This window comes from Pseudomonas sp. HMWF006, assembly GCF_003061205.1.
Classification (GTDB): Bacteria; Pseudomonadota; Gammaproteobacteria; order Pseudomonadales; family Pseudomonadaceae; genus Aquipseudomonas; species Aquipseudomonas monsensis.
Genome location: NZ_QAIU01000562.1, coordinates 1 through 1289 on the forward strand (window position 1 = coordinate 1; position 1289 = coordinate 1289).

The 1289-nt window shown below is 64.5% G+C and carries 1 protein-coding gene and 1 pseudogene; both read right to left on the reverse strand.

Annotation, left to right across the window (positions count from 1 at the left end; genetic code table 11):
• A partial coding sequence (locus DBR24_RS25740) for an alanine racemase (protein ID WP_128616125.1) occupies positions 1 to 1043 on the reverse strand: 1043 nt, incomplete at its 3' end.
• A gap of 39 nt (positions 1044 to 1082) precedes the next feature.
• Positions 1083 to 1289: pseudogene (locus tag DBR24_RS33790) on the reverse strand (IclR family transcriptional regulator); the annotation flags it as partial.

A 1289-nucleotide genomic window follows, 5' to 3' on the forward strand; every position in this document is an offset into this window, starting at 1 on the left:
GCCGTGACCTTGCACGCGCCCACGTCATCGCCCACCGCCGGCACAATGCCGGCCTTGTAACGCAGCAACGGCACCGGCAAACCGGCATCAAACGCCACGTCGCGCTTGCCCAGGGCAATCACCGCGAACCCCGGCTCCGGCAACGACTGCACATGCGCCCAGACCTCCAGCGCCGGACGCAAACCCTCGTGCAAGTCACTGCGACGGTCGAGCACGCAGCACTGCGCCTCTTTGTAGATGCCGTGGTCATGGGCCACGTAACTGCCCGGACGCAGCACGCTGAGAAAGCGTCCGCTTGCGTTCTGCGCTTCGAACGATTCGGCGATCAGGTCGTACCAGGCCGAACCCGACGCGGTGATGACCGGCTTGGGAATGGCGAATGCGCCGCTGTCCTGCAGTTGCACCGCCAGGCGCACCAGCGACGCGGCGAATTGGCGAATGCCGCTGACCGCGTGGTCGCCGTGAATCACGCCTTCGTAACCTTCGATGCCGGTCAGGGCCAACGCCGGTTGGGCGTTAATCGCCTTGGCCAGCGCGATAACTTGCGCCTCACTGCGGCAACCGCAACGACCGCCGACCACGCCGTACTCGATCATCACGTTCAGCTTCACCCCGCGCGAGGCGAAGTAGGCGCCGAGATCGGCGACGTTGTCCGGGTGATCGACCATGCAGTAGAAATCGAACGTCGGATCAGCCAGCAGATCGGCGATCAGCGCCATGTTCGGCGTACCGACCAACTGATTGGCCATCAACACCCGACGTACGCCGTGGGCATAAGCCGCGCGGGTCTGGGTCGCACTGGCCAGGGTGATGCCCCAGGCGCCCGCGTCAAGCTGTCGTTTGAACAGCGCTGGAGTCATGCTGGTCTTGCCGTGGGGCGCCAGCTGCGCCCCGCTGTCGCTGACGAATGTCTGCATCCAGCGAATGTTGTGCTCCAGCGCCTCGCGGTGCAGCACCAGGGCCGGCAGGCTGACGTCACGCACCAGATGCGCGCCGATCGCGGCATCGCCCTTTTCCACAGCAGAATTGATGGCAGTCGTCATGGTCGAACTCCTCACTGTCGCGGCCGCAGGCAGCCGCGCTTATTCGTTGATTCGTCGGGCGAGGCTATTGGCGCTCTCGATCAACACCCGGCGATAGTCGTTGTAATTGTTCTTCGCATCGGCCCGAGGGGCGACGATGCACAGGGTGCAAATGGCCACGCCGTTGGCGTCTTTGACCGGGGCGGCGAAGCAATGGGTAAAGGTGTCGGCGACGCTGTCGAACGAGAAGAAGCCATCGAGGCCGGC